Genomic DNA, 25,016 nt, shown 5'->3' with positions numbered 1-25,016 from the left:
ATCATTGTTTAAAAAATTCTATTGGTACAATTGCATTTGGTTGGAATAAAGGTCAGAAAAATCAAATAGAATTAGGAAAAAAAAGTAATTCAGAATTTGTACCAATTCCTACAGCTAGATTGAAAAAAAGAATAGCTCAATTATGTGATGAGTATGGAATTATATTTATAGAAACAGAAGAAAGTTATACAAGTATTGCTTCATTTTTAGATGGTGACTATCTGCCTAATTATGGTGAGAAACCCAATGATTGGAAACCGTCAGGAAAAAGAGTAAAGCGTGGTTTGTATAGAAGTGGTAATAATTGTTTTGTGAATGCAGACTGTAATGGGGCTGCAAATATCATCACAAAAGTAAGCAGAAAGCTAGGTTTAAACTTAAGCAGACTGTGTAGGGGCACTTTGACTTGTCCCCAAAGAGTATATCTTTGGTCAGCTAAGAACAGATGGAGCAACAAGGATTTATCCTGTTGCGTAGTATCTGCTTAGAATCCCCATGACTTAAGTCCGGGGAGTAGTCAATCATATTATTTCCTGTAGCTCACACCACACTCTTGAGATACCCAACCGGATATCGTTTCAATTAATTTTTTCTTGCCTGTTTCAATGTTTTACTTAACTGAATCTGTGATAAAGACCGCACCAAACTCAGATTAAAAGGTTGTTCGCTAATAGCCTGAGCATAAGATGCTTGCAAATAAGAACTATATTCAGGGCGATCGGCGACATGAGTTTGGAAGAATGCTAAACCAATAGCGTTAGCATAACCATTAACTACTTCTGGATCTGGTTGAATTAATTCTCCTAGAGAAGTGAAACTATTTTCTCTAATTGCCCCAAAATCAATATTGATATGATCTGCTCCCTCTGTTAAGACCAAATATTTATCAGGAGTTGTCAACCAAGTAAAAGAGTTTGCTTGTTCTAAAACAATAGGAGTAATTTTATCTTCACTTGCGCTTCCCCACAACACAGGTAACTCAATCTGACTCAAACCAGCTTTTCCAAATACACTGCTATTGACTGGATCTAGTACAAATATTCCTGCTATTCTATCATCTTTCAAATTATATTTTTGAGCTTTCAATTCCAAAGCACGACACTGTAGCAGTAGCGACATATTCAAAACTTCCATCTGTGGGCCACAGTCTTGTTTGAGTTGCTGAAAGTTAATCTCTGCACCTGCTAAAGCAAGAGCAGTATAAGCTCCAAAGGAATGACCAAATATACCTACTTTTTTCAGATTTAATTGATTGTGGAATTGATATTGATTTAACTGCTCTAATTCATTTAATAAGAAAGAAATATCTAAGGGGCGGTCAATAAATTCATTGCCATGGAACATCTCCTTAGTTTTACCTGCTAAAAATTTCTGGATATATTCATAATTGCTACCTGGGTGTTGAGGTAGAGCAACAGCAAATCCATAAGAAGCTAAATGTTTAGCTAAACTTTTAAAATTAACTCCATTGGAACCTAAACCGTGAGAAATTACAACTACAGGAATTGATATTTCTGTTGAAGAGATATTGGGTAAATAAAGTTGTACTGAAAAATGGCGATCGCGCCCTTTATCTTCCAGGGTAATTTGTTGCTGGGAAAAGCTATATTGTCCTTTTTTCCTAATATCTGGTAACTGAGAAAAATCTACTTTTTCTTCTCTGTAAGCTTCTGTTTGTGTGATATTTGCTACAGTTTCTATAAAAGTTTTTGTGTTTTCTTGTACAGCAGTGATTTTTTCAGTTACAGCCAAAATTTCTTTTGTATCCAGCCATATCGTATCACTGGGAAAATGACGGATAAAATTCATAATAGTTAAGCCGTTAGTATCATTAGCGGCCTTTAATAAAGCAGTTCTAATTTCTTCAGCACCATTTTCAACAGCAGTTAAATTCTCATTTTCAGAACTTGATGAAGTTTTGATTACTTGCCCTAAATTTCTGAGGAATAATTCTCCCATAGGTGAGTTGATAAATTGAGATACTATCTGAGGAGGAAAATTATAGCGGTGTTGTAATAGTTCCCGATATTTATCTTCTTTTTCAGCTTCTAAAAGTAGCATATAACTAGCTAATTCATAGCTAATTTCTCCACTTTTGGCATAATTTTCTAATGCTGATACAGGAATAAAAATATTTAGACCTTTGTGACCAACAGAAACCTGTTTGGCAGCATTTACTGGTAAAGTAGTTAAAAGAGCCGGAATTATACTTAGGGTTAGAGATTTAAACCAATGCTTCAAATTAGAAAAATTGCGTTTTTTCTTGTTTGTTTTTTTTGCTGGAAATACTTTATTTTTCACTCTTATGTTACTCCTAATTACTCCTATAATTAATTAATAATTTTTCAGTAGCCTATGACTGCTTTTCGAGAAAGCATACTAACCCTAAAGTTGTTAATGCTAGACAAATAAACACACTATCCCCCTAAGAAATCATTGCTCGATTGAAGGGATAATTCTATATAACTAATTGAGATTAATTCAGGTTTGCAGAAAAAAATGTTTACTGCTTTTTCTCAGCTTTATTTATGAATTACCGAAAAACTGTGTTTTAAAGCCTCCCATTGTAAGGGGATAAAAGTGGTCGTTAGCCGAGCTGCCCGTAGGGTGGGATGGCATTTTGCTCCGCAACATAATAAAGCAGAGCGACTCTGATAAGAGCAGAAAACCTCACCATATCCAATCAACTAAGAGAAGAAAAATTTTCCTTTGAGTTGTTAATAATTATTAATTATTCATTATTAATTATTAATTATTGAAAGTGCCTTTGGAGATACTATAATTCAGTATGTCAGAGTGTTGATTTACTTTTTGCATCGTTTTATACTGATCTTTTTCGTCAACTTATAATAAAATCAATAAAAATATTCAATTAGTAATTAAACATTTGACTTGCATATAGCGTATTAGCAAAGATAGAAATATTTACTGACAGTGACTAAAAATAAGAAGCAAACTAGATGTGTAGTTTATTTGCAACTGTATATTGATAGCCAAAACACATCATATTAATATTTATGAACTGAGATAATCCATTGCTTTTTCTACTAGCTCTTGAAAGGATAGCTAAAAGAATAAAACATATTATCTCATATTAAATCTATTTAATTAATTACAATATAACTTCTTAAGATTATTTTATTAGAGCTGATTTATAAAGTATATCAGCTCTAAGTTTGGTTAAAACTGATTTGGAGTAATTATTAACTTGGGTTCAGCAATATATAGTTCTGTACGATATATTAAATAAACTAAACCTTTTTTATCTACCCATCGCTCATATAATGCTTTCAAACTTGCCGTAATTTGTTCTCGTTCATAACCTTGATTTGGTACTGATGAAGAACTCATAATACGACCTATTAATCCTGGTAAATCTAACTCTTGTCTATGAGCAAATGTTGAATGTTGAAAATTGACAAAATAGGAACTTTTTTCTATAGAGGCAATTGAAAAGCGTCGCTTTTTTTTAGTGTTGGGATGATGTTTAGATATCTGCTTCATTAAGTTACTATTTTCTTTAGTAAATCCATCTTCTCTATTCCAGTTATTCCATAAAAGTACTAATTTGCCAGATGGTTTCAAAATTCTGTGAAATTCCTGTAAAGTAGGTTCAAGATTAAACCAATGAAAAGCATGAAAACAAGTTACTAAATCAACTGATTCATTAGGAAGATTAGTTGTTTCTGCCGCTGCTTCTCTAAACTCTATTAAAGGGTGAGATTTAGCAGCATTTTTCATTTTAATATTTGGTTCAATAGCTATTACATTAATACCTTCTTCAGCTAACATTCTAGAACCTATTCCTGTACCAGCTCCAATATCTGCTGCTACTAATTCTGAAGGATTTTCAAATCCAGAAATTATTAAAGCAATCGCTTCTTTTGGATAATTTGGTCTATACTGAGCGTAATCTTTAGCTCGATCAGAAAACCGATTTAGTGGGTTCATTGGATCTCAGCATACCTTAACTAATATTACTCTGAATAACTTTAACTCATTTATCAAATCATGGCATTTAACGAAGTCAGAATTCAGAAGATTGTTAGGGGTTAACAATTCAACTATTGCTTGACCCTAACTAAACAGCCATAATCATAATGAGCAATTCTAAGGATTTCCGAAAATGGCAGAAATTAACGGCGTAATGATGCAATATTTCCACTGGTATATTGACCCAAATCTTATCCTGTGGAATCAAGTGGCAACTAAGGCCCAAGAATTAGCAGATGCAGGATTTACCGCGATGTGGCTACCACCAGCTTACAAAGGTACAGGGGGCATTTATGATGTGGGATATGAGGTTTATGATATGTATGACCTGGGGGAATTTGACCAAAAAGGTACTGTTCGGACAAAATATGGCGATCGCCAACAATATCTAGATGCCATTCAAGCTTTACATAATGTTGGTATCCAAGTCTATGCTGATGCAATTCTCAATCATCGCATGGGTGCTGATGGAGCTGAAATTGTCAAAGCAACTCCTTTTGCCAAAAATAACCGTATTTATCCCTTGGGAGAAATGCGTGAAGTTAAAGTTTCTACTCATTTCGCATTTCCCGGTAGGCAAAAAAAGTATTCTGACTTCCAGTGGCATTGGTGGCATTTTGATGCGGTTGATTATGATGACTACAGCAAAGAGCAAAATACAATTTATTTATTTGAAAGAAAAAGCTTTGATGATTATGTAGTGTTAGAAAATGGCAACTACACTTATCTGATGGGATGTGATATTGATTTCCAGAGTAGAGAAGTTCGTGATGAAGTGATACGTTGGGGTAAATGGTATCTGGAAACTACCGGTGTTGATGGTTTTCGACTTGATGCCACTAAACATATTTCTTCCTGGTTTTTTCCCTTTTGGATCGATATACTAGAAGGTTATTTTCAGAAAGATTTATTTATGATAGGTGAATATTGGTTCAACGATATTAATACCCTACACTGGTATATCAATTCAGTTCGTGGCAGAATGTCTGTATTTGACGTTCCCCTACATTACAATTTTTACTATGCGAGTAAGTCGAGCGGGCATTATGATATGCGCCATATTCTCAATGGTACTTTGATGCAGGAGCGTCCGATGAATGCTGTAACTTTTGTGGAAAGCCATGATTCACAACCTTTACAACCATTGGAAGCTCCTGTTGAATCTTGGTTTAAGCCTTTAGCTTATGCCATTATTTTGTTACGTCGTGAAGGATACCCTTGTGTTTTTTATGCTGACTATTATGGTGCGGAGTATGAAGACTATGGGAAAGATGGTAACCGTTACCAGATTTTCTTACCATCCCACCGTTGGATAATTGATAAATTTTTGTTTGCCCGCAAATACTATGGTTATGGCGAGCAATATGATTATTTCGATCATTATAATACTGTAGGTTGGACTCGTTTGGGTAATGAGGAACACCCAAAAGCAATGGCTGTAATTATGAGCGATCGCTATCCAGGTTACAAGTGGATGCAAGTTGGTCAGGCAAATGCTAAGTTTTATGACCTCACGGAACATATTCAGGAACCCATTTATACTAACGAGTCTGGTTGGGCTAAGTTTCGGTGTAATGGCGAGTCAGTTTCTGTTTGGTTGCAAGAATAAAGAGGGAGTGAGGGAGTAGGGGAGTAGGAAGTAGGGGAGTGAGGGAGTGAGGGAGTGGGGGAGAAGTCTAATCGAGTAGTGGAGTAACACACCTAAAACTGTGCAATAGATGTTTGTTTCTAGGTGTCTTTTTCGCCCCATCCCCCTATCTCCCCATCTCTATTCTTAAATAGATTTCATAAGGGTTCTATATGATTAGTATATTCGCATTTAATTAGAGCTTGCTGATTAAATCTCAAAGCATTTATAGATAAAGGTAAGTGTTTTTTGAGCTTCCGGAAAAAGTACCTAGTTTTTAGCTCTTTATGCTCAAAAAGTCAGCATTTTGGGCAGGAGAGTAGCCCAAAAATTACTCCCCTACTCCCCACTCCCCCTACTCCCCCGCTCCCCTACTCCCCTACTCCGCTACTCCCCTACTCCTTAATCAGCAAGCCCTAATTAATTTGCATTCCTGGCAACCAAATAATTAAACTCAAAAGACTAATAAATAAAGTAGGTAAAATGATAGCTAAACTAATGCCACAATAATTTTTCCAGCTAATCTGAAAATTATGTTGCTTCATCATATAAAACCAACATAGAGTAGACAGACTACCAATAGGGGTAATTTTAGCACCCACGGCACAGCCAATAATAGTGGCGTAAACCATTGCTTCTGAAATATTAGAATCTATTATTTGTGCAGCTTGAATTGTCAATATGTTAATCAAAGAAGATGGTAAATTATTACAGACTGCGCTCATAAATGCAGATAAAAAACCAGTAGCAATAATAGCTAGAGAAAATCCCCATCCAGAGATTTGAACTAACAAATATTTCATTACATCTGTTAAACCATAGTTACTTAGACCAAAAACTATTATGTACATTCCCCAGATAAATAAAATAACTGGTAGGAAAGGATTAAATATCAATTTAAAGAGAGAAAAACAGTGATTTGTTAAAATTTTAGTTTGAGAAATAAAATATTGGAATTTATAATTATTCTGCCAAGCATTAACTACAATTTTGCGTTCTCTTTCACTCTCAAGTAATTCTTTAGTTTCTAGGTATAAATCATGTTTATTTTGACTTTTATCAGCAAGTTTCAGACTAATGTTTGGTTCTATACTAGCTGCTGGCAATGCTCTTTCTAGATAATTTTTTCTGAATCTAAAGTTTTTATATTTTCTAGGAATATCAGGCCAAAAGTAAAACAACAAAACAATAATACTGATAGTAATTGTCACAAAACTAATAGGTAGCATGACAATTGTATAACTATCAAAAGAAATATTGTATGTACTAGCAGCAATATAATTGACTGAGTTACTGATGGAAAATGGTAGACTACTCGTGTCAGCAACTAAGCCACAAGCTATCAAAAATGAGATGATTTCTGTAGAGGTAAATTTGAGTAAAATGAGAGTTTCAATGACTATTGGTAGAAATAATAAGGTACTACCGTAGTTAGTCAAAATAGCACTAACTAGAGCTACTAATATTAGCAGCATGACAAATAAAAATTTACCACTACCCAGATTCCAATTAGCTATATGAAATCCGAGCCAACGAAAAACTCCCTTTTGCTGCAATATCCAACTAATAGTTATTAAGGTTAGTAAGGTTAAGGTAGTATTTACTAAAATTGCCCAAATCAATGTAGGCAGATTTGCTATAGAAACTAGGCCAGTTGTCAGTGTTAGACAAACTCCTATCATTGCACTAAAACCTATATTTAAACCTTTTGGCTGCCAAAATACAAGAATTAGAGTACCTAGAAAAATTAATGAACTTAAAACTATTTGCCAAGCCATAATATAGGCGATTATTATTTATTTTTGTGATTTTTTTTTCTAATAATTACTATAACATTATTCAGATCATATCCAATTAATACAAGTATCAAAAAATCTTAATATAAGAATTTTTAGTAATACCATGTCTAGATGATTAAGTATAATAAAAATATTCTATTGAATCGCTCTTGAATTTACACCTACTACCTACCACTTCAGAAATTTATTATATAGCAGAAGGAACAAAGAAGAATAAAGAATAAATAAGAAAAAGTCTTACTTGATCTGATATTAAGTAATTGACACAAGCCTTATCACTTTTTTGATAATTGGCACTCTATTTAGCATTAACTATTCTTCTGTTTAATTCTCCCCCACTCCCCCACTCCCCTACTCCCCTACTCCCCTACTCCCCTACTCCTCCGCTCAATAAATGGTCTAAGGTAAAGCATAAAATCCTAAATGGTTAGCAATGGAACGTTCGCGCATAGGTATAAGAGTATGAGTTGGTGAATTTAATAATTTAGCTTGGGAATTAGAGTTTACTACTAAAGTTGTTGAACCACCACCATCTAAATTCAATGCTTTATCAGCACCTAAATTAATAATAAATTCAGTTAATTCTGCCAAGGTAACACCATCACTATAAAAAGGCTGTTTACCATCAACTACAACTAACCATAATTTATCTCCTGTTTGATTAATTGCTACTGCTGTCCGTGGATAGGGTTTTTCATTCAAAGGTGAATTTTTTGGCAGAGTAACTGCTTGACCATTAGCAACTAAAATTAAATTACCAGAGATAGCTTGAATAGTTTGAGTCGAACAAATAGAGTTATCTGATATTTGAGCATAATTATTCACACTCAAACATAAAGTCGGCCAGTTTCTATCAATTATAGAGTAGTCATCACCATTAGATATTACCCGTCCAACTACATTAACTAAATCACCACTTTTAGGGTAAAAATCCCAAGGTGTCTTTTCATAAAAGGGGGAGAAAAAATTGGCATTTATTGCTATTTTTAAATCAAATTCATTGATAAATTCAGAAGTGGTACGGGCGCGAATTTTCATGTCTGGATAAGTAGAAATTCTCGGTGTAACTAATGCTTTTACTCCAGGAGTATTCAGATCTATAGTAACAACATGGATCATTATCGGACGGGGTTGAAAAAGAGCAAGTCTTTGATAAATAATTCCTGGAAATAATAATAAATTAGTGTTAGTTCGATGTGGACGAATAATAGCAAGTATAGTAATAATTATTAGTCGTAAAACCAAGCAGAAAATTATGCTAATAGTTAACAGTGATCGCCATGTAAAAATTCTAGAGCGAGACATTAAATAAAGTCCTAATAACTATAACAGTACAAAGAATCTTTTATATTCTAACTTTGTAAGAATTTCCTGCGAACTTCTTCCCTATGGGATGCGACGCAAACGCAAACAGCCGTCAGCTATTAGCTATCAGCTATTACTTTTATTCTAACCCTGTAATTAAGGTTGCTGCGTAATTGCACATATATCCAATAACCTCATAATCAGAATTTTAAGCTATTAGACATAAGCGTGAGAATTCAAAATAAAATAAATTCTTATCCATAAGCGATCGATTATTTATCACTATTCCCAGAACTGGTATTTCCTGTTTCTTCTTTTGGAGGAGATGTCTATTGATGGTGAGGTTATTGAACCGGATTTTATATTATACCAATTTAAAAAAATAATGCTATAAAAAGTGGACCTAGAGCAGATATGCTTAAAAATAGCCGATCTAGTTCATTTTAGATAGTTATTTATATTTTTTTTCCCTTTTATTGAATATTTACCCCTTCTTCCTTATTCCCTCTTCCTTCTTTCTTACTTCTACCATTTGTAACAAACATCTATGAAATTGGTATATTAATGGAAATCTAGAAATTAATACTGTATCATGTCCTGATAATTAGTTATAAAAATAACCTTCTCCCTTTAAACTTTTCTTTCCCTTCAGTCTTCTGCACCCTGCCTTCCCTCCTCCAAAGTATAGTTATTCAACCGTTAGCGCAGCTCCCCCTCTGGGGGAACATGATATTACTTGGAATCTACCGTAAAAATATGAATGAAATAAAAATTAAAAAAAATTGAAACAATTAGAAGCTGTGTAGATGCCACATTCAAAAATTAATTGTTAGGATTGTAAAAGTTAAAGTATTAATACATAAGTCGGTTGAAAAGCATTGAGTAGATCGGAAAAATTTTACTGCCAAAATCTATTTACTAAGTTATTACAATAGTATAATTCTCAATAATCTGTAGATGTAGAAAATGGCCGATAAAAATTCCGCTAGTCATTTAATCTCAGCAGAAATAAAAATCCTAGCTTTCATCTTCCACCCAAAATTTTGCTAGAGTAATCTAGGATAACAGTTAATATATATTAAAATATATGATTAAACTTACATACAAAGCCATTTTACTATGGCAAAAATTTGACTAATAAGTAAAATCTCCTCGATGGACTTACTCAAGAAATTCTGCGATAAAACTCATGTCGGTTAAACAAAATCAATTCACAGTTCAATTTTGGGGCGTAAGAGGTAGTATTGCTTCTCCCGGAGCAGAAACAGTAAGATATGGAGGTAATACTCCTTGTGTAGAAATGCGAGTTGGTGGACATCGCCTGATTTTTGACGGTGGAACTGGCCTAAGAGTTTTGGGTCAATCCCTGCTCTCTCAAATGCCCGTAGAAGCCCATATGTTTTTTACCCATACCCACTGGGATCATATTCAAGGCTTTCCTTTTTTTGCACCTGCTTTTGTGAAAAAAAATCGTTTCTATATATATGGAGCAATTTCTCCCAATGGAGCTACTATTCAACAGAGGCTTAATGACCAGATGCTCAACCCTAATTTTCCTGTACCTTTGCAAATTATGGGGGCTGAACTTAAGTTTTTCGATTTGGAAATAAGTCAGCCAGTTAAAATTGGCGATATAGTTGTTGAAAGTGCTTTGCTAAACCACCCAGGAGAAGCAGTGGGATATCGTGTCAACTGGCAAGGATATGCTGCAGCCTATGTTACTGACACAGAACATTTTCCCGATCGCTTTGATGAAAATGTTTTATTTTTGGCTCGTCAAGCAGATGTATTAGTCTATGATGCTACTTATACAGATGAAGAATATTATTCCGACAAGTCTAGTAAAATAGGCTGGGGACATTCAACTTGGCAGGAAGCTGTAAAAATTGCTAAAGCAGCTCAAGTAAAAAAATTAGTGATTTTTCACCATGATCCTATACATAACGATGATTTCTTAGATAAAGTAGGAGAGCAAGTAGCAGAAAAATTTCCTAATAGTTTGATGGCAAGAGAAGGTTTGTCAATTCAATTAATTCCCCCAAGCAATAGTGAAGACAATAATTCAGCAGTAAAACACTCCAAGAAAAGCTAAAACTTTAGTTTCATGTGAATTTTGTGAGTAAGCTGACAAAAAATATAGATGAATAAAGATTAAATGTAGTAGAAAATAATTCAATCAATCAAAATATAAGGTGTGTGGGTAACTTCTTCTTTAGCTACAGTATTAACTCCAACTACCGTTGCCTTAGGAAACTTTGATGGTTTACATCGAGGACATAGGCAAGTAGTCCAACCAATTTTAAAATTAGATACTAGAAAAAATTCACTCTATGTTTATCCATCAGAAATAGATACAGAAGTAGATAAAGACACAAAGCTCCCATTATTAAATTCATCATGGTATTGCCAAAGAGAATTGGACAAAAATGATGACTGCCAAGAGCCAAAAATTTATTCAACTGTTGTCACTTTTAATCCTCATCCCCAAGAGTTTTTTAGTGGAAAACCAAAAAAATTGTTAGCTCCACTAGATGAAAAATTAGCTCTTTTTCAACAGATGGGAGTCGAACAGGTAGTATTACTGAAATTTGACCAAGAATTGGCAAATTTAACTCCTACTCAATTTGTAGAAAAAATCTTGGTAAAACACTTAAAAGCAAGTAAAGTAAGTGTAGGATGGGACTTTTGCTTTGGACGAAACAGAGCAGGAAAAGCAACAGATTTACAGACTATTGCAGCTAACCATAATATAGAGTCTACTATTGTACCTCTATACACTTGTGAAAATGGAGAACGCATTAGTAGTTCTATAATTCGCCAAGCTCTTGAGCAAGGAGACCTCAAAAAATCTAATCGTTTATTAGGTCGTCCCTACAGTTTAGTTGGTCAGGTGGTAGAAGGGCAAAAATTAGGTAGAACTTTAGGATTTCCTACAGCTAATCTACAGCTACCGCCACAAAAATTTTTGCCTCGTTTTGGAGTTTATGCTGTGGAGGTCTATATTCTTGAACAGAAGCAATTTCAGGAAAATTCTTCTGGCGATCGCCCCTACTTAGGAGTAATGAATGTTGGTTGTCGCCCCACACTAAATGGTCTACACCCAACTACAGAAATTCACTTGTTAAATTGGTCTGGAGATTTATACGATCGGACTCTAAGAGTAAATTTGATTGAATTTTTAAGACCCGAACAAAAATTTGCTTCTTTAGATTTACTAAAAGCAAAGATTGAAGAAGATTGTGCAGTTGCTAGAAGTATACTCGTAAGTCATACTAAATAAATTGAATATAAAAGAATGTAGTTGTTTCAATGCAAAATAGTTTAGTTATTGGTAAATGTTGTATCACTCTAATCGAACGTTGGTTTTTAATTAATTATTAAACTTCCTTAGAAAAGAGGGGTAAGCATTTCCTACAGAATGCTGCGCAAATAGCCGTCAGCTAGCCTTCTATGGTCGTAACTACGTTATCAGCTATTGCTTCTAGTTTGGAATAGAAGCTTTATTAATTGTCTTACTACAAAAGTTGTTTCCCTTGCACTTAAAGTCAGTTGTTAATTTAAACACTGTCCTATATGAGAGAGTCTTGTTACTAATAGCTAATAGCTAATAGCTGAATGCTTACAAAGAAAGAGTAGGGAGTAGGGCAGAAAGAATTGATAATTTATATGGGATAATTGATGTTATTTTTGATGACTGGAGATGTCTACTGATCGAACGTATCAACAATAAATTATGCAAAGCTAAAAAAAATATAGCATTCCTGTTTGATTTGTAAAATTTGATGAATAATTTAGCCTAGATATTTTATCAAACTTCTATGTAGCTAAAATTTAAAAAGTTTTACTGGTAGTTTTAAATTGGACTAAAGTTTTAATTTATATAATTTTTAGCCAAAACTGTCTATGATATAATCTAGTTCGAGAATAGGTATAGGTTACAGTTTTTGCTTTCAGTGGTGAGCTTTTTTGTGATGTTTCATCTGGCATTACTGGCCTTCCGAAATCTCTCTAGATTGCATTTAATTTTGGAGGTCAATTATGTCGGTTTACGTTGGAAACCTTTCCTACGATGCCACAGATGAAGATATAAGAGATGTCTTCAAAGATTACGGTAGCGTTAAGCGAGTACAAGTTCCTTCAGACCGTGAAACTGGTCGCCCCAGGGGCTTTGCTTTTGTAGAAATGGAGACAGAAGATGAAGAGACAGCAGCCATTGAAGCACTTGATGGTGCTGAATGGATGGGACGTACTCTCAAAGTCAATAAAGCAAGGCCACGAGAAGGTGGTCGAGGGTCATCTGGTGGTGGCGGAAGAAGAGGGGGAGGAGAGAAATTCTCTCGTGAGTACTAAACTCTCATAATGAAATTAGGTTCAACTCAAGGGATAGGAATTCATCCTGTTCCTTTCATATCTCCGTATTAATCACAATATGAGCGATAATTTTTCTGATGACAATAGCGCGATCTTGCTTTGAAGTATTAAACTTCAAGAAATTGTCAAAATCAAATTTTTGGCCTTAATTTTTTTGATGTTTATCTTTACTGTTGATTGTGCTAGGTTTTTTCCACAAGAGTGTTAATTTTTTCAATGATTGAAAGAGTCTTCATTGAGGAGTTAAAAACCAGGATATTTAGGACTTTAAGTCAATATTTACCAATCCAAAATTGATTCAACTAACAAAAATCACTCAATATTAGTTGTTTATAGTAGTAGCATTACTAAAGATATAAGCTTATCAGGAAAGGCATAAGACATAAAGCATAAGAAAATTCTGACTCCTGCCCTCTGCCTTTACCGATCAAAGTAATTAGGGCTTGGTGATTAAATTTTAAAGCATTGACGGATAAAGCTTTTAGCCTTTTTGGAGGGAAAAAAAGAGCTTGCTTTTTGGTATAACAAAGTTCAAAAAGTTAGTATTGAGGGCAGACAAAGGCAGAACAATCTTGGGACAACTCTTCTTTCTACCTCCTCTATGATTCCCATTCCTACTGACTTCTAACTCCTGATTCCTCCCCTAACTCATAAGACTTTTGCAGCAAACCCTATATTATTTACATAGTAATCCTAAATAGATTGTGCAAATTCTTATAACAGTTAATCTTAACTGAAAACTTTAAAATTATCTACATTGCCAATCCGATGTATCTCATACTTGAGATAAAATCCGGTTGAATAATTATTAGAGTTGTTGGGAGTAGGAGAGTGTAGAAGATTAAATATTAAACATCTCCAATAATCAAAAATTAAATCAATTATCATACATAGATAATCAATTATTTTCCTCTATTCCCTCTTTTGGATAAAATTTCTATTGAATTGACTTCTCTCCCGACTAAAGCATGGGTGATTCTAAGCAGTTGTTCTTAATCAGTTTAAAAACGCGATTCTTCACAGCTACTAGCTTTCACTGGGCATGATTAGTTTTTTCCAGTGGTGGTAGTCAAAAACCACCTACAAACTCAAATATGCTGACAAGAATCCACATACATCGCCCTTACTTTTGTCTCTCTTTCAGAGTGGTTTTACTCAAGTTCGAGCTATAAATCCCTATCCTTGCTGCCTGTTTGTCTGTGCCTTAGTCTTGCTAGAAACATACTACTAGTTTCTTCCCGACAGGAGTTTCACCCCTACTAGTAAAGAGTCTATCGGACAAACTTTGTTTCTACTTGCATTCATTAGAATTATCCCACGTTTTAGGATACTTGGAAATAAATTCCCACAACTTTTTTTCATCCAAGGGCTAAAGCCACTTGGCTTTCAACTGCACGTTTTTTTTGTAATTATAGAATTACCAACATATGCTGTACAACCCGATTCTATATGACTCCTAACTCCTTTACCGGCATTAACAATACTTATGCCTCTACTTTCTGGCCCAAAAGCTAATGTAGATATTATGCGGTTCGCCCCTAGCACCAAAATATTACAACTTAAATAGGATTCCTATAGTTGACATTCTCTCCCGTTAAATCAAAGATTATCAATGAGAGACTCCCAAACCTCACGATTCAGGTTTATTGCTTAAATGGTACTTATCTAGGTTGAAAACAATACTCGACAGTACGCCTATACAGTCAATTTGCTCTACGATCTGCAAAGGCTGTGGTGATATCTTAATGTTATTATATTCCCATTGTATCATAATTCTATATCAATGGAGCGCTTATTATTTGTTTGGCCGCGATTCATCTCCCGGTAAATCGCAGATTATACCGGGAGTCTTCAAAGCTCCATTTTTGATAGCAAATCATAATTTTATGAAAGAAAGTATTGAAAAGCTGAAACAAAATCTTCGTCAGACTATTGTGGGAAAAGAAGATGCCATTAACCTAGTATTAGTGGCGCTGCTTTCGGAGGGTCATGTTCTTTTAGAAGATGTTCCTGGTGTGGGTAAGACCTTATTAGCTAAATCTCTAGCTTATTCGATTGCTGGAAAGTTTCAGCGAGTTCAATGTACTCCCGATCTACTACCTACCGATATTACTGGTACTAATATTTGGAACCCTCGCAGTGGAGAATTTGAATTTCTACCAGGTCCGGTGTTTGCCAATGTACTATTGACAGATGAAATTAATCGTGCTACTCCCCGTACTCAGTCTGCTCTATTAGAAGTGATGGAGGAAAAACAGGTTACTATAGATGGAGTTTCGCGTTCTGTTCCTAAGCCATTTTTTGTCATTGCAACTCAGAACCCTATTGAATATCAGGGAACATTTCCACTACCAGAAGCACAAATGGATCGTTTTAGTTTATCTCTGACATTAGGCTATCCTACAGAGTCTGAAGAGTTACAGATGCTACAAAGAATTTCTGAGGGAGTAGGAATAAGTGAGCTGAAAGCTTGTATTACTTTAGAGGAAGTTGAAGAGTTGCGTCGTTTGTGCCGTCTTGTGAAAGTAGATGAGTCTTTACAAAAATATATTCTCCGACTAGTAAGAGCAACGCGGGAAGATGAAGAAATTACCCTGGGTGTTAGTCCTCGTGGAACAGTTGCTTTGCATCGAGCAGCTCAAGCTTTAGGGTTTCTTGCTGGAAGAGATTACGCTATTCCTGATGATGTGAAATTTCTTTCTCCTTATGTCCTTTCCCATCGTTTGATACCAGCAGGAGGAAGACGTGCTCAAACAATTGTGGAAAGATTACTGACTTCTGTAATGGTTTCCTAAGTTTGAGTTTTTGATCGCTAGAAGTTATGGTTAGCTATTTGATAGTTAACATTCTCCCCGATTTAAAGTCACGGGAATTCATACCGAGCCGTAGTTTCTCGGCGAGTTGACGTTTTACTGGTTCAGAACTTCCGCTAACATTGGCTGCTGCACCTACCCCTCTTGCTTTAACCGGGGTAGGTTTTTTGTACTAAAAAAATGCGAAAGCTAGACATAGCAAGCATTTTAGCGATAATAATTCTGAATATCGAAACCCTTATTCCATAAGAATTTCACAAAAAAAACTACCCCTGTTAAGTCTCCATACTCCGCACGTAATTACACCAAATGCTACCAGATTTGATATTACTCCCTGCATACATCGTGGTCAAAAAAGAAGATAAAAAAGATTGCACCAAAACATGTTTGCCTCCTCATAGTGAACGCAACTATTATTAAACCAATATATAACCAATCGAAGGAAAAGGCGCAAACAGATCGAAAGTTTAAAACTCACTCAGACAACACAATATTTTTTCTCTTCCTTCTGCAATAATGCAATTTTTCTAAATTAGTATTGACATATTAACGACCAGAAGAAGTATTTACACAAAAGTGATGGTACAGCTATTGGTGCAACAAGCATCAATAGCTATAGTTTTTGATGCTTGAAGTGAAGATAATCACTGAAATAGAGAAACTGAAATAGAGAATACGTTAAGTAAGTATTTAGCCTTGACTTAAGATGCTACTGCTGATACTTCTTCTTCCTCATCTTCATCTTCTTCAATAACTTCACCTGCTTCTACTTGACGCAGGTGAATGTGTTTACGTCCCAAAGAAATTTCAAACTCATCTCCTGGCTTTAATTCCATTATTTTAGTGTAAGCCGCACCAATTAGTAAATTACCGTTGGATTGTACGCTAATTCTATAGCTAGCAGAGCGTCCTCCACGGCCATTGCCATTCTGTTTACTATCTAATTGAATCCCTTCAGCATCAATCAAAGCATTCAAAAACTTCATCATGTTAACTCGTTCAACACCATTTTTAGTAACAGTGTAGTAGCCACATTCTCTCGCCTTCTTTTCCTTACTTTGATTACCTAAGTCTTTTACTTTTTTCAGTAAATCTTCCCCAGATAAGGGTTCAATATTTTTCTTTTTAGCCATGTTTTCCGTCCTAACATTTTACTACAGTTATCATTTTTTATCTTGGTTTGTTTAAATTCCAAGAAACGATAAACAAATATTTGCTCGTAAAACTATATTACACTAATTATCTAAATATTTCACATATTCGATCGAATTTTTCACACAATATTCTGAGAAGAGGCATTGATTATACTCAGCAATCATATCTATAGTATGTAATATTAAGCATTGTGCTATCAACTATCAACTATTCACCTATTTAGTTGAAGGGCCTATTGATATACTTATAGCTATAAATTCCTGAAGTCCCTTTAAATTAAACACAAGACAATGAAGTTAACTACTCGTGGACATTATAGTGTTAAGGCACTTTTAGATTTGAGTTTACAACAAAGTAATACTCCCATATCTGTCAAAGAAATAGCACTACGTCAAGACATACCTATAGCCTATCTTGAAAAGTTATTAATAGAGATGCGTCGTACTGGTTTAGTCAAATCAGTTCGTGGTGCTCAAGGAGGATATAAATTAGCTAAATTACCAGCTCAAATATCTGTAGGACAAATACTAGAATCTGTGGGTGAAACAATCAAACCCTTACCTAGATATGTTCCTGATAATAAGCAGGCAGAAGACTGGGTTACTTATTGTATCTGGCATAGATTAGATAAAAAACTTTCTGAAGCACTTTACAATATTTCCCTAGAAGACTTATACTATGATGTCCGTAGTTGGCAAGCTGTAGTAGGAGAAGAAACGAGTTTTGTTGTGTAATTTTTGATAGCTTGACTGTCAAGTTGTAAGACTTAATCAGTAGTATATGATTCACAATGATTACTTATTAAAACAAATTTATAACTATTGAATTCCTGTGAATGCCAACTATACTTTAATTATTCTTTTCATAGCTGCTTGCCTAGATTATTTGATTGGCGATCCTTGGAGTTGGCCACATCCTGTAAATATCTTAGGTTGGATAATTACTCATTACACTAAACAAATATTTAAACTCACTAAACCTCATCAAGATAACTCTGGCGTATTTATACTTAGATTGGCAGGAATAGTATTAGCGATCGCTCTGGTTTTTGGCAATGGAATTATCAGTTGGTTAATTATTCAAGCTTTACGAATAAACTTTGTCCAATTTCCTTTATTAACAGTAATAACAGAGAGTATTTTATTAGCTAGCTGTTTTGCTGGAAAAAGTTTAAGTATGGCAGCTAAAGAAGTACTTTTTTTTGTAAAAAGTAACAATTTAATTCAAGCACGTCAAAACTTAAGTATGTATGTAGGTAGAGATACAGAAAATTTATCAAGACCGGAAATATTTCGAGCAACTTTTGAAACAGTAACAGAAAATGCAACAGATGGAGTAATTGCACCTTTATTTTACGCTTTAGTAGGAGCCATAATACCAGGTGTAGGTAGCGTACCTTTGGCATTTGCTTACAAAGCTGCTAGTACATTAGATTCAATGATTGGGTACAAAGAAGCACCCTATACTGATATAGGATGGTTTAGTGCCAAACTAGAGGATGTTTTAACCTGGCTACCCTGTCGCTTAAATGTGCTGACTATAGCTTTGCTCTCTGGCAAACCTTTATATGTTTGGAGAATATGTCAAAGGGATGCGGTGAAAGACCCTAGCCCTAATGCTGGTTGGAGTGAATGTGCCTATGCTGCAACCTTGGGAGTACAGGTAGGTGGTACAAACTTGTATCATGGAGTGGTTAAACATAAACCACTATTAGGAGACCCCATCTATCCAATTACGCCAGAAATTATCGATCGAGCATTGCAGTTAACTCGATATTGCTTTCTAATTTGGTTAGGATTATTTTTTATTTGTTATATCATGTCCGGTAGCATCGGTATTGTATAGTGAAGGTAAAAAAGAAGGAAGAAGGAAGAGGGAAGAAGGCTTAAAAGTAGAAAAAACCTAAATTTCTTGTAGATATTCACCTTTGATTTTATACAAATGCGCCCCAGGGGACATGATATTATTTATCAAAATAATTGGGTCTAATAACCCGCCTTGATTGGCGAAATGTTTTTGGAGGGGGTCTTATAGTGGTTTTCAAGGCTTTCAAATATATAGAATACAGTGGCCAAAGCATTTTTATGCTGCCTACTGCCGTTTGCTTCCCATAACTATCATTAACGCCTCTACTGACTTCTGACCAAAAAATAAGGTCTCAAGCCTCCCCTTTCAGGGGGATGAAAAAGCGGTCGTTTTGCTCCGTAACATGTGAAGCGGAGCGACTCTGATCAGAGCGGGTTTCCGTTCCCTCCGAGACGCTTTCCGTTAGGAAAGCTTTGCGGTAGCAAACGCCATATCCAATCGACCAAGAAAAAATCAAGTTCAATATTTCAAGCCTCTGACTTCAGGCAAAGAGAAGCACTGATAACTAATAACTGATAACTGAAATTACTTCTGACTTCATTAAGGTGGTGGAATATATGAATAATACTGTAGAAATTTTATCAGCAGAGGAATTACGGCGTACTATTACTCGTCTTGCTTCCCAAGTAATTGAAAATGCTGGAGATTTGTCTAAGTTGGTGTTGTTAGGCATCTATACTAGAGGGTTTCCGCTAGCGAAAATATTAGCAAATCAAATTGAATTGCTAGAGCAAGTCAAGATACCTGTGGGAGCGTTGGATATTACTTTTTATCGAGATGACTTGAATATAACAGGAATGCGAACCCCAGCTAAAACTGAAATTCCTGGTGATATTACAGGTAAGATTGTTGTTTTAGTTGACGATGTAATCTATAAAGGTCGAACAGTGCGAGCTGCTTTGAATGCAGTTATTGAATATGGTCGCCCAGAAGCAATTAAATTAGTTGTGTTGGTTGATAGAGGTCATCGGGAACTACCAATTCATCCAGACTTCACAGGTAAGAAGCTACCCACTTCTAGAGAAGAGAAGGTCAAAGTTTATGTGCAAGATATTGATGGGAGAGATAGTGTAGAGTTATCTCGCTAGAGAGTTTGGGGAGCGTGGGGAGTGGGGGGTTATTGAGGACACAGAGACATGGAGAGGGGGAGATAGGGTGTCACTGTGTCACCGCGTCCCCGTGTCTCCGTTTCCTCATCGGGAGTAGGGGGCGAATAGCACCCCTACAGGTTTCTGCCAAAATTAACGTAACTTGAGAATGTCAGCAGTTATAGCCAAACTCTCTTCATATAAAACTTCCCGACCCCAACGTTGTAACTGTTGAGCCATCAAATATTCTGCTTTCTGGTCACTCAAAGCGCTAACTTGCTCTGTACGACAAGACTGGGCACTACCACCTGCTTCTAATCGCATACAACCAGTATCTTCAGAACACAAAATCGTGCAACAGTCAGCATTAGGATTACTAGACCCCAAACGCACACCCACTAAATCTCCAGGAATTTCACCATAGTCAGCAGTAGGAATTGCTGCTAACTCAGCTAAAATCTCCTTATCTGTGGGACTGGTAAACTTGATATGAACGATATCATAATCACCGCCAGTCTCGGTGTAAGCTGTAGGTTGCCAATCAAGACGACTAGCAAACCAACCTAAGAACATTAGTGCTTGAGCAGCATTCCCTTTTTCATAGTCAAGAGTAATTTTATCTATTTCACCCAAGGAAGCACGACGTTGTGGTGGATCGAAAGTGGCAGCAGCTAATTCTTGCCATGCAGAGAGACGATGCCAATTTAAGTCAGCAATGTATGTTTGATTTTCGATCAACTCTTGCATTTTGATAAATTCTGAATCTGCATCGCTAAAATAAGATGAATCCAGAATAATGCAATTGCTATTTTCACATAGGTTTCGGAATAATTCTTGTTCTTGATTGGGGGTAGCTTTCCACCAAACAAATTTAGGTAAGTCAGGAATCATCAATGATGTCACAACATTACTCACCCTTTCCAGTGCTTCTTTAGTGCCACGTAGAGTAATGTATTCACAGCAAGTTAATGAAGACTGCTTTTTCTGCACTGGGCAGTAAGCAGACACTTGTGCTGTTACCCCTGTATCTTCTCCAAAAGTAGGACATAGTGTGATGACTCGACAGGGATTTTGATCTGCAATTACTTCACTAATGCTAAATCCTCTAGCATCCATGTTGGGGAATTGCCGAGTTTCTGGAGATTTGGCAGCCCACTCTGAACGTAACTTGGCAAGAGTCTCGGAATCTACCCTACCTGTTATTGGTAATTGATAAGCTTTTTGAGCCTCTTTGATGGCATCACGGGCCTCAGTGCCATTAATACCATCTATTTCACCTTTGTAGAATCCCAAACCAGCCAAAAGTTGCTGAAATTCTTCGGGTTCATATATTACCATACTGAAAGTAGCTGCTCTGGTAGCGATCGAAGTCGCTTTGCCTCCATTTTGACCGAGCCAGATTTTACTAAGCTCTGCTTCTATTTCGCCGAGAGAAATATCTTTTGGTTGTTGTAAGGCAACAAGTGTTGTACTCATTTTTCTTGTTTGTAAATGCTTTACTGATGGTTATTTGTAGCGCTACGCGCTAGGGAACTTTCATTAATTGATAATGGATAATGAACAATGGATAATAGATAATGAAAAGTATCTCTAATTATCAATTATCAATTATTCATTGGTAATGAGAGGCTTTAAACCAAATTGATTAATTATCAATTATCAATCCCAATGCTTTCCTACGGAATACGCTGCGCAAACAGCTAAAGGTACTGATAACTGATAACTGATACACTGATAACTGAAATTACCTACAGTCGGCGCCAACGACGACCATCGCGGTTGAGTAACAACTCAGATTCAACTGGTCCCCATGTACCTGCTTCATACAAAGGTATTGCCTCTGGTGGTGCTGGAGCATCCCAGATACCTAGTATTGGTGTTAATGCTCGCCAAGATGCTTCTACTTCATCACCATGAGTAAATAGTGTTTGGTCTCCTAACATACAATCAATCAACAATCGACTGTAAGCATCTGTACTCGGTTTACCAAAAGCAGTATCGTAACGGAAATCCATATCTACTGAACGAGTCCGCAGGGAACTGCCTGGAGTTTTTACCTCGAAACGCATAGAAATTCCTTCATTTGGCTGAATTCGCAAAGCCAATACGTTAGGGTTTGCTTGTTTCGCTGCTGACTGGAACATTAAATATGGTACTTCTTTGAACTGAATCGCGATTTCTGAGACTTTTTTCGGCATTCGCTTACCAGTCCGTAGATAAAAGGGTACTCCTTTCCAGCGCCAGTTATCAATGTAGAGTTTCAGTGCTGCATAAGTAGGTGTGGTGGAATTGGGGTCTGCCCCTCCCTCTTCCCGATAAGCTGGTACATCTTTGCCTTTCATCCAACCGTTTGTATACTGGCCACGAATTGCAGAAAGCTCCAGGCGCTCTAAGTCTGCTAGATGGGTTGCTTGAACTACTTTTACTTTTTCGTTACGAATACTGTCAGCATCGAGGGAATTAGGGGGTTCCATTGCTGTGAGGGAGAAGAGTTGCATCAGATGGTTTTGTACCATGTCCCGTAGGGCACCTGATGTTTCATAATATCCCGCACGTCCTTCTAGTCCAACTGTTTCTGCAACAGTGATTTGCACATTATCGACAAATTGACGATTCCATAGGGGTTCAAAAATGGCATTAGCAAATCGAAATACCATTAAGTTTTGAACTGTTTCTTTTCCGAGATAATGGTCAATGCGATATATTTGCTCTTCTGGGCAAACTTGACGCACAACTTTATTCAGTACTTGAGCGGAGCTAAGGTCTCTACCAAAGGGTTTTTCAATTACTAATCTATGCTTTTTGGGGTCTTCCAACATTCCTGCTGCGCCTAACTGTTGAGCAGCTTCTCCAAAAAAGCGTGGTGCTACAGATAAGTAAAATACGCGATTACCTCGCGTACCCCTCTCTTCGTCAAGTTGGCTCAAAAATTCTTTTAGTTTTTGGTAATCTTCTGGTTTGTCGATATTACCAGGAGAGTAAAAAATCCCTTTGGCAAAGTCATTCCAGAGTTCTTCAGATTGTAGTCCACCACCAAATTCTTCTACGCCAGTCCGCATTTGTTCGCGGAAGTAATCATGGCTCCATTCTCTGCGTGCTACTCCGACTATTGTTAGTTCGGGGGGAAGTCTCCGCTCTAGCTTCATTTGATAGAGTGCTGGAACGAGTTTCCTTTGGGTTAGGTCCCCTGAAGCACCGAAGATAATTAAAATCTGGGGTTCTGGAACTCGGTCTTGTTGTAATCCAACCCGCAAGGGATTTTCTAATAATGCTACCATCTATTGTTGACTCCTTCTAATTTATTTACTTATAGAAGCTTGTTTGTTTTTGCCGAGGTGTACTATTTTCTGATTTCACCATAATTCGCTATGATGACTGTTTTATAATAAATAATTCAATAATTCAGCGTCTTTAGCTACATTAATTTTAATTTTTGGTCATCACTCAAACCGTTTTTTTCTGATGAATGACTGATGATATATAGCAAGGAACGAGTTGCTTAGGAATTAGAAATTAGGAATTAGAAATATAGATTGATGATAAACCGTATGTTTTTCCCACTGTTCCTTATTCCCTTTTCCCTGTTCCCTGCTATAAGATTTTCTAACTTGAAACAGGTGCTAATTTCTTGACTTTTTCTTCTAGAGAGTTGATTAAAGAACTAAAAGGTTTGATAAATTTGTCGATTCCTTCTGCTAGCAGTTCGTCCATAACTTGGTCGATATTGATATTAATATCGGTATCTTTGAGACTTTCTATGAGCTGTATAGCTTCTTCTATATTGGTCTCTACTCGATTGTCAACATGACAGTGGTCAGCACAAGCATCTATGGTTTGGGGAGGCAAAGTATTTACTGTGTCAGGCCCAATTAATTCATCAACATACATTACATCACTGTAGGTGGGATTTTTGGTGCTAGTACTTGCCCATAATAGCCTTTGCATTGTTGCACCTTTTGCAGATAGAGCTTTCCAACGATCGCTCTGAATTATTTTTTTGTATTCTTGATAGGCTATTTTGGCATTAGCGATCGCTACTTTTCCTTTAACTGTTTCTAGTTTGGCTTTGACAGTTTCATCAGTTACATTCTTGATTTTGCTATCAATAGTACCGTCAATATTACTATCAATGCGACTCAAAAAGAAACTTGCCACAGAAGCTATCTTACTGACATCTTCTCCTTTAGCTGCTCTTGCTTCTAGACCTTCAATATAGGCCCAAGCTGTGTTTACATAGCTTTCTACAGAAAATAGCAAAGTAACATTGACATTAATCCCTTCACTAATAACTTTTGTTACTGCTGGTAAACCTTCTGGCGTACCTGGAATTTTAATCATTAAGTTTTCGCGACCGATAGCAGTGTAATAACGAATTGCTTCGGCGATCGTACTTTCTGTATCTTTAGCTATAGTAGGTGGAACCTCAATACTAATGTAACCATCTAAACCATTAGTTTGTTCGTAAACTGGCATAAATATATCGCAAGCATCACGAATATCCTTAAATACAAGAGATTCGTAGATTTCCATAACTGACTTACCAGCGCTAATACCTGCTTCAATATCTGCATCATAGATAGCATTACCAGCGATCGCTTTCTCAAAGATAGCAGGATTAGAAGTGATACCACGAATCCCTTTCTGGGCAATCATATTTTTGAGTTCCCCAGACTCAATGATATTGCGACTGAGATTATCCATCCAGATACTCTGACCGAAGTCTTTGATTTCGAGCAAATGATTAGTTGTCATAGCTGTCTTACCTTAATTGTTACTATTTTCCTTGGAGTTTTTTGTGTTCTTATATACTGCAAAAAAATAACTAAGTTGTTAAATTTCCAAAGGCAGTATTCAAATATCAGTTATCAGTTATCAGTTATCAGTACCTCTGCCTAAAGTAAAGTTATTGAAATATTGAACTTGATTTTTTTTTCATTCCCTTGAAAGGGGAGGCTTGAGACCTTATTTTTTGGTCAGAAAGTTGAAATGAAATCTGCGT

General features: G+C 36.1%; 16 protein-coding genes and 1 pseudogene. 9 read left to right on the top strand and 8 right to left on the bottom strand.

Features of this window, described 5'->3' with window-relative positions; translation table 11 throughout:
* Positions 1 to 488, top strand: a pseudogene (locus AC3DU7_RS02715) (hypothetical protein); the annotation flags it as partial.
* A 94-nt stretch (positions 489 to 582) separates the two neighbouring features.
* Here AC3DU7_RS02715 and AC3DU7_RS02710 read toward each other — a convergent pair.
* Complete coding sequence (locus tag AC3DU7_RS02710) at positions 583 to 2,301, bottom strand: alpha/beta hydrolase (protein ID WP_488037831.1); 1,719 nt, start codon at positions 2,299 to 2,301, stop codon at positions 583 to 585.
* 879 nt (positions 2,302 to 3,180) lie between these two features.
* The gene (locus AC3DU7_RS02705) at positions 3,181 to 3,951 is read right to left on the bottom strand and encodes a class I SAM-dependent methyltransferase (protein ID WP_488037830.1); all 771 of its coding nucleotides are present in this window, start codon (positions 3,949 to 3,951) and stop codon (positions 3,181 to 3,183) included.
* 175 nt (positions 3,952 to 4,126) lie between these two features.
* Here AC3DU7_RS02705 and AC3DU7_RS02700 point away from each other — a divergent pair, with 175 nt between their 5' ends.
* Positions 4,127 to 5,602, top strand: a complete 1,476-nt coding sequence (locus AC3DU7_RS02700; RefSeq protein WP_488037829.1) for an alpha-amylase — start codon at positions 4,127 to 4,129, stop codon at positions 5,600 to 5,602.
* Between the two features lie 434 nt (positions 5,603 to 6,036).
* On the opposite strand, the gene AC3DU7_RS02695 is transcribed toward AC3DU7_RS02700, so the two are convergent.
* Together AC3DU7_RS02695 and AC3DU7_RS02690 are read right to left on the bottom strand one after the other, a co-directional pair.
* Positions 6,037 to 7,398, bottom strand: coding sequence for an ArsB/NhaD family transporter (locus AC3DU7_RS02695; protein ID WP_488037828.1), 1,362 nt, complete (start codon positions 7,396 to 7,398; stop codon positions 6,037 to 6,039).
* Between the two features lie 420 nt (positions 7,399 to 7,818).
* Entirely contained in the window at positions 7,819 to 8,724 is a 906-nt protein-coding gene (locus AC3DU7_RS02690) for a phosphodiester glycosidase family protein (protein ID WP_488037827.1), read from the bottom strand.
* A 1,189-nt stretch (positions 8,725 to 9,913) separates the two neighbouring features.
* Between AC3DU7_RS02690 and AC3DU7_RS02685 the strand changes: the two genes are divergently transcribed.
* The 4 genes from AC3DU7_RS02685 (at position 9,914) to AC3DU7_RS02670 (ending at position 15,890) form a co-directional block, all read left to right on the top strand.
* Positions 9,914 to 10,816 carry an MBL fold metallo-hydrolase gene (locus AC3DU7_RS02685; RefSeq protein ID WP_488037826.1) on the top strand — a complete coding sequence of 301 codons (903 nt, stop codon included), beginning with the start codon at positions 9,914 to 9,916 and terminating at the stop codon, positions 10,814 to 10,816.
* 102 nt (positions 10,817 to 10,918) lie between these two features.
* Positions 10,919 to 12,004 (top strand): bifunctional riboflavin kinase/FAD synthetase, encoded by a 1,086-nt coding sequence (locus tag AC3DU7_RS02680; protein ID WP_488037825.1) that lies wholly within the window; start codon positions 10,919 to 10,921, stop codon positions 12,002 to 12,004.
* 758 nt (positions 12,005 to 12,762) lie between these two features.
* Positions 12,763 to 13,074 carry an RNA-binding regulator gene (rbp, locus tag AC3DU7_RS02675; protein ID WP_488037824.1) on the top strand — a complete coding sequence of 104 codons (312 nt, stop codon included), beginning with the start codon at positions 12,763 to 12,765 and terminating at the stop codon, positions 13,072 to 13,074.
* A 1,907-nt stretch (positions 13,075 to 14,981) separates the two neighbouring features.
* A complete protein-coding gene (locus tag AC3DU7_RS02670; protein WP_488037823.1) occupies positions 14,982 to 15,890 on the top strand; it encodes an AAA family ATPase in 909 nt (302 codons plus the stop codon).
* Between the two features lie 719 nt (positions 15,891 to 16,609).
* Here the strand turns inward: AC3DU7_RS02670 and AC3DU7_RS02665 are convergent.
* Positions 16,610 to 17,041 carry an AbrB family transcriptional regulator gene (locus AC3DU7_RS02665; RefSeq protein WP_488037822.1) on the bottom strand — a complete coding sequence of 144 codons (432 nt, stop codon included), beginning with the start codon at positions 17,039 to 17,041 and terminating at the stop codon, positions 16,610 to 16,612.
* Between the two features lie 312 nt (positions 17,042 to 17,353).
* Here AC3DU7_RS02665 and AC3DU7_RS02660 point away from each other — a divergent pair, with 312 nt between their 5' ends.
* The 3 genes from AC3DU7_RS02660 to pyrR all read left to right on the top strand — a co-directional run bounded on the left by AC3DU7_RS02660 (position 17,354) and on the right by pyrR (position 20,017).
* Positions 17,354 to 17,797 (top strand): Rrf2 family transcriptional regulator, encoded by a 444-nt coding sequence (locus AC3DU7_RS02660; RefSeq protein WP_488037821.1) that lies wholly within the window; start codon positions 17,354 to 17,356, stop codon positions 17,795 to 17,797.
* 97 nt (positions 17,798 to 17,894) lie between these two features.
* Positions 17,895 to 18,908: an adenosylcobinamide-phosphate synthase CbiB gene (gene cbiB / locus AC3DU7_RS02655; protein ID WP_488037820.1), complete on the top strand. Its 1,014-nt coding sequence runs from the start codon at positions 17,895 to 17,897 to the stop codon at positions 18,906 to 18,908.
* Positions 18,909 to 19,486: 578 nt separating this feature from the next.
* Positions 19,487 to 20,017: a bifunctional pyr operon transcriptional regulator/uracil phosphoribosyltransferase PyrR gene (gene pyrR / locus AC3DU7_RS02650; protein WP_488037819.1), complete on the top strand. Its 531-nt coding sequence runs from the start codon at positions 19,487 to 19,489 to the stop codon at positions 20,015 to 20,017.
* A 153-nt stretch (positions 20,018 to 20,170) separates the two neighbouring features.
* Here the strand turns inward: pyrR and opcA are convergent, their stop codons facing one another.
* The 3 genes from opcA to tal all read right to left on the bottom strand — a co-directional run bounded on the left by opcA (position 20,171) and on the right by tal (position 24,769).
* Positions 20,171 to 21,493, bottom strand: a complete 1,323-nt coding sequence (gene opcA, locus AC3DU7_RS02645; RefSeq protein WP_488037818.1) for a glucose-6-phosphate dehydrogenase assembly protein OpcA — start codon at positions 21,491 to 21,493, stop codon at positions 20,171 to 20,173.
* Between the two features lie 272 nt (positions 21,494 to 21,765).
* Positions 21,766 to 23,295, bottom strand: coding sequence for a glucose-6-phosphate dehydrogenase (gene zwf, locus AC3DU7_RS02640; protein WP_488037817.1), 1,530 nt, complete (start codon positions 23,293 to 23,295; stop codon positions 21,766 to 21,768).
* Between the two features lie 325 nt (positions 23,296 to 23,620).
* The gene (gene tal / locus AC3DU7_RS02635; RefSeq protein WP_488037816.1) at positions 23,621 to 24,769 is read right to left on the bottom strand and encodes a transaldolase; all 1,149 of its coding nucleotides are present in this window, start codon (positions 24,767 to 24,769) and stop codon (positions 23,621 to 23,623) included.
* Positions 24,770 to 25,016 lie beyond the last annotated feature (247 nt).

The organism is Okeania sp. (assembly GCF_983059655.1).
Note: the sequence above shows the minus strand (reverse complement) of the source record. Positions and strands in the feature narration are given on the sequence as shown.